8 protein-coding genes are annotated in these 7,866 nt (G+C 32.4%); 5 read left to right on the forward strand and 3 right to left on the reverse strand.

The features are described from left to right. From SVN78_06700 to SVN78_06710, 3 genes are all read right to left on the reverse strand, one after another. Nucleotides 1-252, reverse strand: a 252-nt coding sequence (locus tag SVN78_06700) for a propanoyl-CoA acyltransferase (GenBank protein MDY6821293.1), incomplete at its 3' end; no start/stop codon positions are given. Next, on the reverse strand, nucleotides 221-541 hold the full coding sequence (locus tag SVN78_06705) for a hypothetical protein (GenBank protein MDY6821294.1): 321 nt from the start codon (nucleotides 539-541) through the stop codon (nucleotides 221-223). The genes SVN78_06700 and SVN78_06705, both read right to left, overlap by 32 nt. 1 nt (nucleotide 542) lies before the next feature. After that, entirely contained in the window at nucleotides 543-1,991 is a 1,449-nt protein-coding gene (locus SVN78_06710; GenBank protein ID MDY6821295.1) for a 4-hydroxyphenylacetate 3-hydroxylase family protein, read from the reverse strand. A gap of 268 nt (nucleotides 1,992-2,259) precedes the next feature. Between SVN78_06710 and SVN78_06715 the strand changes: the two genes are divergently transcribed. The 5 genes from SVN78_06715 to SVN78_06735 all read left to right on the forward strand — a co-directional run bounded on the left by SVN78_06715 (nucleotide 2,260) and on the right by SVN78_06735 (nucleotide 7,843). Then, nucleotides 2,260-3,042, forward strand: a complete 783-nt coding sequence (locus SVN78_06715) for a sulfide-dependent adenosine diphosphate thiazole synthase (GenBank protein MDY6821296.1) — start codon at nucleotides 2,260-2,262, stop codon at nucleotides 3,040-3,042. A 2-nt stretch (nucleotides 3,043-3,044) separates the two neighbouring features. Next, nucleotides 3,045-4,403: a GntP family permease gene (locus SVN78_06720; protein MDY6821297.1), complete on the forward strand. Its 1,359-nt coding sequence runs from the start codon at nucleotides 3,045-3,047 to the stop codon at nucleotides 4,401-4,403. Nucleotides 4,404-4,416: 13 nt separating this feature from the next. Next, the gene (locus tag SVN78_06725; GenBank protein MDY6821298.1) at nucleotides 4,417-4,926 is read left to right on the forward strand and encodes a type 1 glutamine amidotransferase domain-containing protein; all 510 of its coding nucleotides are present in this window, start codon (nucleotides 4,417-4,419) and stop codon (nucleotides 4,924-4,926) included. Nucleotides 4,927-5,381: 455 nt separating this feature from the next. Continuing rightward, nucleotides 5,382-6,542, forward strand: coding sequence for a N(2)-acetyl-L-2,4-diaminobutanoate deacetylase DoeB2 (doeB2, locus tag SVN78_06730; GenBank protein ID MDY6821299.1), 1,161 nt, complete (start codon nucleotides 5,382-5,384; stop codon nucleotides 6,540-6,542). 17 nt (nucleotides 6,543-6,559) lie between these two features. Beyond that, on the forward strand, nucleotides 6,560-7,843 hold the full coding sequence (locus SVN78_06735) for an aspartate aminotransferase family protein (GenBank protein MDY6821300.1): 1,284 nt from the start codon (nucleotides 6,560-6,562) through the stop codon (nucleotides 7,841-7,843). Nucleotides 7,844-7,866: the final 23 nt, after the last annotated feature.

Here is a 7,866-nt window from a genome sequence, read left to right on the forward strand (position 1 = left end):
AGCGTTTTCCACACTTGTAGCTGGCTTAAACCTGAAATCCTTGTGAATATCAAGAGCAATTGGACCCAAATGACTTTGATTATTCAAAACGGGTGCATTAAAATTCCCTACCCAGATTCCGCCAATATCCTTAGCCTCTATATTACTATCTTCTAAGGCACCTTTTCCAGCTTCACAAATTAAATCATAGATACTTTTATCCTCTAATCTTCCAAATTTGCTATGTGATGTTCCTGCTACATATATAGCCATCTTTACCTCCTGTATATTTTTTATCTATATTTTTTAATTCTTCCAATACCCTATTTGCAATCTTTTCTTCACTATTATTAGATTTATTAAATAGATCTAAGTAATCTGATATATTGATAACCACCTCATAACCACAATAATCGTCTACTTTTTCACATGCCATAAAGCAACCATTCAATATAATTAAAATAGGCAAATTACTATTAAGTTTCTTAACTAATAGATCTTTTAGATAAAGCCTATCATAAATAGGATTACATCCACCGCAAAATATAAATTCAGTGTTCATTTTAATCTTCTTTAATACCTGATAACTTCTCTGCCAGTTTTTTCTTAATATCTATATTAGCCTCTCTTAGATACATGATACGTTGAGCTTGTGGGGAACCAGCTCCATGCATTGATTCAACCTGTGCAGTACCACCAGTCATATTCTCTATAAGCCTACCGATCCTTATTCTATTTATAGATTTTCCTTTAGTTGACCCCTTCAAATATTTTTCTATATATCCAGAGATTTCTGGACAACAAAGATCATTTTCTGATGGCATAGTTGCAATATATCCCCCAGCAATATCATGGGATATTCTAAAAATTTCATAGATAAATCTCGTTATATTATGTTTACTAACATTTGCAAGAAGTGGTGAGGGAAAATAAGCATTAGAAGACAACTTTATACCCTCTGCTGAACAAGCAACTGAGGCACAATAGAGGGTCTCTGTAAGGTGTATCATCTCGGCTAATTTATCTTTAATATGACTTGCTTTTTCTACGCCATTATATTCAGCTGCCAAAGCAGAAGCTCCTATTAAAACATCTGCAAGACCTGTCTTACATGCTCCATAGTTTTGTCTATGGTATGTAGCAAATAAATATACAAGCATTTTTGCATAATCAGTCTCGCCACACATAAAAACCCTATCCCAAGGCACAAATACATTATCAAATATTGTTAGAGCCTCACCTCCAACAACACCATATTTTTTGTTACCTACATCAATATTATTTTCTTGGTAGCGCCTTAGATCATTTGTTTGTCTGCCAAAAATATGTATTACCCCTTTTGCATCTACTGGGATAGCAATGGATACTGCATAATCCTTATCACCTTCTTTTAAAGCTTGCGTAGGCATAACTAGTATTTCATGAGAATTTACAATGCCTGTTTGATGCATCTTTGCACCATTAACTATAATGCCTTCACTGTTCTTCTTGACAATTCGCAAAAACATATCTTTATCACGTTGTTCAGAGGGTTTTTTTGATCTATCCCCCTTAGGATCTGTCATTGAACCTGCAAGCATTAAATCCTTTGATTGAACATATTTTAAATATTCAATAAACCTTTTATGATAATCTGTACCTAGTTTTCTATCCATTTCAAAGGTTGTTGAATATACTGCTGATAATCCATCTAGGCCAACACACCTTTGAAAACACGTCCCAGTTCTCTGACCAAGCATTCTAAGTAATTTCACTTTCTTAATAAGGTCATCTACACTTTGATGTATATGGGTAAATCGGTTAATCTTCTCCCCTGCTAAATGTGAGTTTGCAGTAGCTAACCTAGTAGATTCTGGGTCAAAGGCAGCTTTATACGTCTCTCCTGCTGCATTAATATGTGAAACTATTATTGGATCATCAAATATGTTATCTATCTTTTTACCAAAGTGATATACTGTTGGTTTTAATGCCTTTAAACTATCTTTATATTCTTCTTCATTCATTATTCCCATCTTAAAGGCCTCTCTTTAACTATAGATATATTATTTATTTTATAGTTGATATATTTATCATTAAACAATGTAATGCTATAAAAAAATAAAAAATCAATAGAATTTTCCTTAAAACATGTTAGTACAATTACAACGTAACTCAACAATTATCCCATATTTAATGTATGAATATTTATTTATATTATACAATAAATAATTCTATTTGCAACATCATAATTTTGTTATATAATATTTTTGCTATAATAATATTAAGGGGGCTAGATAAGATATGGAAATAATTGATGAGAGAGTTATAACGAGGGCTATTGTTGAAAGTTTTTCAAAGGACTTTACAAGCTACACAGACTGTGACGTTGCAATAGTAGGGGCAGGACCATCAGGTCTAACTGCTGCATACTATCTATCAAAAGCTGGATTAAAGACTGTTGTCTTTGAGAGAAAATTGTCCCCTGGTGGAGGAATGTGGGGAGGGGGCATGATGTTTCCTTATATAGTTGTTCAAAGTGAAGGAAGAGAACTCTTAGATGAATTTGAAATAAATTATACTAACTATGAAAAAAACTATTATTTAGCTTCATCTATTGAGGCAACAAGTTCAATAATATCAAAAGCTTCAAAATCTGGTTGCAAAATATTTAATACAATAAGTGTAGAGGATGTGGTTATTAGAGAAAATGATTGCATAGAGGGTTTGGTTTTATCGTGGAGTGCAACAGATATAGCAAAACTACATGTAGATCCCCTTGTTATAAAATCAAAGGTAGTAGTTGATGCAACAGGACATGACTGTGAAGTCTGCAAAATAGTGTGTAATAAAATTGGTGCCAAACTAAAAACAGATACTGGAGGGGTTATAGGCGAGAAACCAATGTGGGCAGAGGTTGCTGAAAGCAATATTGAAAATAATACTAAAGAAATATATCCAAATCTATATGTAGTAGGAATGGCAGCAAATGCAGTGTGTGGGGCTCCAAGGATGGGACCAATCTTTGGTGGAATGCTATTATCAGGTAAAAAAGTAGCAGATTTAATATTAAATAAGTTTAAATAATTATGTATGACCTATACTTAATATTACTACTTATATTCATAATATTTCTCTTAGTCTATGCAATATCAAAGGTTAGTCTGCATCCTTTTTTGACACTCTTGTTTGCAGGTCTACTCTTTGGCCTTCTTTCAGGCATGGAACCAAGTCAAATTTCAAATTCATTAGTTGAAGGTTTTGGGTCAACCTTAAAATCAATAGGTATCGTCATTGTCGTTGGTACAATTATTGGGGTTTATCTTGAAAAAACAGGTGGGGCTTACGTTATTGCTACAAACTTATTAAAACTATTTAAAGAGAAGAATACTCCTTTGGTTATGAACATTATGGGGTATATAGTGTCTATCCCAGTATTTTGTGATTCCGGTTTTGTTATACTATCGCCTTTAAATAAAGCACTTACAAAAAAATCAGGCTTAAGTTTGTCAATTACAGCTATCTCACTGTCAATAGGTCTATATGCAAGTCATACCCTAGTACCCCCTACCCCTGGACCTGTTGCAGCAGCTGGCATTATTGGAGCTGATCTTGGTTTGGTTATTATGCTAGGAATTATTGTATCAATACCCGTTTCACTAAGCGGATTAGCCTTTGCCAATATATATGGTAAAAGAATCTATATTGAACCTGACTTAGAAAGTAGCAATAATAAAGAAGATAATACAAATAATACAGTTAATACAAAAGAAGTCTCTTTAATAAAATCAATCCTACCGATTGCTATTCCAATTATTTTAATAGTATTAAAATCTATATCTGAATTTCCAACAAAACCCTTCGGAGAGAGTACTTTAAAAGAATGTTTACAATTTATAGGAAATCCCTCGGTAGCACTGCTTACAGGCTTCCTATTCTGCCTGCTGATCCCAAAGAAAATAACAAAAGACATGCTCTCTACCGAAGGTTGGGTTGGGTTGGGAGTTAAAAATGCCGCAATTATTATTCTTATTACAGCAGCTGGAGGAGCATTCGGTCAAATATTAAGGGATTCCTCATTATCAAATGTTATAAGTAACTATTTAACTAATATGAATATTGGTCTACTCTTACCTTTTCTTATAGCAGCTGCCTTAAAAAGTGCTCAAGGCTCATCAACTGTAGCAATTATAACTACAGCATCATTGATCACCCCTTTATTAGACCCTCTTGGTTTAACAAGTAGCATTGCAAAGGCTTTAACTGTTCTAGCAATTGGGGCTGGTTCTATGGTCGTATCCCATGCAAATGACAGTTATTTCTGGGTTGTAACAGGTTTCTCTAATATGACTGTAAAAGAAGGTTATAAACTACAAACACTAGCTACACTTATTAGTGGCTTTATTGGAGCACTTGCTATTTTAATTTTATCTACTATATTGCTTTAAAAGGAGGTGAAAGATGAAAAAAATAGCAGTTGTCGTTGCAGATTATTTTGAAGATTCTGAATATACAGAACCTGTAAAGGCTTTTAAAGAAAAGGGATATGAGGTAATAAATATAAGTTTTGAAGCTGGTAAATCTGTTAAAGGGAAAAATGGTAAAGCAAGTGTTGTGCCTGAAAAATCTATTGATGAGGTTAGCGTCAATGATTTTGATGCATTACTAATCCCAGGAGGTTTTTCTCCTGATATACTTAGGGCAGATGATAGGTTTGTTAATTTTGTTAAAAATTTTGCTGAGAGTAAAAAACCAATTTTTGCAATATGCCACGGTCCACAATTATTAATTACTGCTGATGTAATAAAGGGCGTAAGAATGACAGGCTATAAATCAATAATACAAGATATAAAAAATGCAGGTGCAATTTTTGAAGATAAATCTGTAGTTGTAGATAAAAACTTCGTTACAAGTAGGACACCTAAAGATCTAGATGATTTTATAAGGGAATCGCTGAATATGCTAAAATAATAAATATATAATCTAATCTGCTTTATTATTTAAATCATAGATTAAACTTTGGTTAATGTTTAGATTGTGCTAAACACAATCTTTTTGTATTATTAGTGAAACATGTTATATTTTTCAACTAAATTTGCCCTTATATATACACTGATTTTCTCTTTTCTGCTACTATTTGAAAATAAATCATTGATTAAAAAAATCTTAATATTTGTCTCACTAGCCTATTTTGGCTTCAATACTAAAACTTTTAAAGGTTTATTAATTGGTATCTTATGGTCATTTATTGATGGATTTATAACAGGAGCTTTTTTATACATTATAATAGATTTATTTAATAAATAATATTTTATAAATATAATTTCTAACCAAATTTTAATTATATAAATTTATACCTTGACTGATAACATCGTTAGATTTAGACTTCTGTAAATTAATAAATAAAAGCTATTTTGAAACGTATAATGACAATAAAATTTAAAGATTTAATAGATGAAGCAATTGATTTTAGACATTATTTGCACAGTAATCCCGAAATAGGTTGGAGTGAATTTAATACAGCTAAAAAAATAAGAGAAAAACTAGAAAAATATAATATTAGTTATATAGAATGTGTTAAAACAGCAACAATAGCTACAATAGGTAATTCACTTAAAGGGGATCATATTGCCTTAAGGGCAGATATTGACGCACTCCCAATAGAAGAAAAGACAGATTTGCCTTATAAATCAAAAGTAAATAAAGTTATGCATGCTTGTGGTCATGATGGCCATACTGCAACACTTTTAGCAACAGCTATATGGTTAAAACAACATGAAAATAGCCTAAAGGGTCCAGTAACGTTTATATTTCAACCAGCTGAAGAAGGCGGTCATGGTGCAAAAAAAATACTCGATGAGGGTGTTTTAAATAATATTGATTTTATTTATGGTTGGCATAACTGGCCTGAAATTAAATTTGGCAAAGCTGCATGTCCTATTGGACCAATTATGGCTGCAAATGCTACATTTCATATAGAAGTAATTGGTAAAGGTGGGCACTCAAGCCAACCTGAAAAGTGTCGTGATCCTATAATTGCTGCCTCAACAATAGTTAATTCACTCCAACATATAATAAGTAGAAGAATATCCCCTCACAAAAAGGCTGTCTTAAGTATTACAAAGATGAATGCAGGCAGTAGTATCACAACAATTCCTGATAGCGTAAAGATTGAGGGCATAATGAGAATCGAAACAACATCCTTAAGGGATCATATAGGAAAAATGATTACTAAAATATCTCATGATATAGCAACAGCTTATGAAACTAAGGCAATTATAGAGATTAAACCGCGTTATAACGCAACAATAAACTATGAAAAAGCAGCCCTTAAAATGAGATCAAGTATAGAAGAAATATTTGGCAAGGACTGGGAAAGTGATATACCACTACCAGTAATGGCCTCAGAGGACTTTAGTTATTATCTGCAAAAGATACCCGGGGCATATGCATTATTGGGTAGTGATGATGGAAATAATCATAACATAATATGTCATAATTCAAAATATGACTTTAATGACAAATTAATTGAACCTGCTAGTAAATTATTAATCAACTTAGTTGATACAAATAAAAAAATTATTTAGCATTAGGAGAGTAGCATATGTCAAATAATATGGAGATTTTTGAAAAATGGGAATCAAATGTTAGAGCATATTGCAGAAGTATGCCAACAGTTTTTGTTTCTGCATCAAACGCTAAACTTGTTGATGAAATGGGCACTAGTTATATAGATTTTTTTGCAGGAGCTGGTGTTTTAAATTTTGGTCATAATAACAACCTTTTAAAGGAAGAGATTATAAACTTTTTAAAATCAGATGGTATAGCACACAGCTTAGATTTATACACAAAACATAAAAGAGAATTTATTAAGAAATTTGTAAATACAATACTAGAACCAAGAAAGATGAACTACAAAATACAATTTACAGGGCCAACAGGAACTAATGCAGTAGAGGCCGCAATAAAATTAGCTAAAAAGGTTACCTCAAGGAATTTAGTTGTCTCATTTTCACATGGCTTCCACGGAATGACATTGGGTTCCTTAGGCTGCACAGGCAATAAACACTATAGGCAGTTTCCAGGTTCTGAATCACTATCAACACTGAAACTTCCCTATTGTTATGAAACAAACATTAAAAAAATTGATTTAGAACACCATATAAAAACATTAGAGGATTTAAAAGAAATGTTTAATGATCCTGCATCAGGGGTTTTGCCCCCTGCAGCTTTTTTAATAGAAACAATACAAGCTGAGGGAGGTGTTAGGGTTGCAGGTACCAAATGGCTACAATCTGTCAGGGAATTGGCTAGAGAAATTAATGCGCTATTTATAATTGATGATATACAAGTTGGTTGTGGAAGGACAGGTAATTATTTTAGTTTTGAGAATCTCGATTTAGATCCAGATATTATAACCCTTGCAAAAGGAATAGGTGGATATGGCACACCTCTTGCTGTTACTTTGAATAAACCAGAATATGATAAGTACTGGCAACCTGGTGAACATACAGGTACATTTAGGGGACAAGGTATATCATTTGTTGCTGGGAAAAAAGCCTTAGATTATTTTGATAATGATGAATTTACTAATAAAGTAAGGGAAAAAGGAGATTACATGTATTCATACCTATCTGATTTAATTAAGGATTATAAAAATATAGATCTTAGAGGAAAGGGAATGATATACGGTATTGATACTGGAGATGGTAATATATCCAAAGATATAATCAAGGAATGTTTTAATAATGGTCTTGTAATAAGCGGATGTGGCAGCGCTGGTGAAGTCATAAAATTTATTCCACCATTGACTATACCGAAGGATGAACTAAAGAAAGGATTAAATATATTTGAAAAATCTTTTAGAAAAATAATGAGGGCTAAATAATATGAGAGAAAGAGATGATATGA

It is taken from the genome of Deferribacterota bacterium, from assembly GCA_034189185.1.
Lineage (GTDB): Bacteria > Chrysiogenota > Deferribacteres > Deferribacterales > UBA228 > UBA228.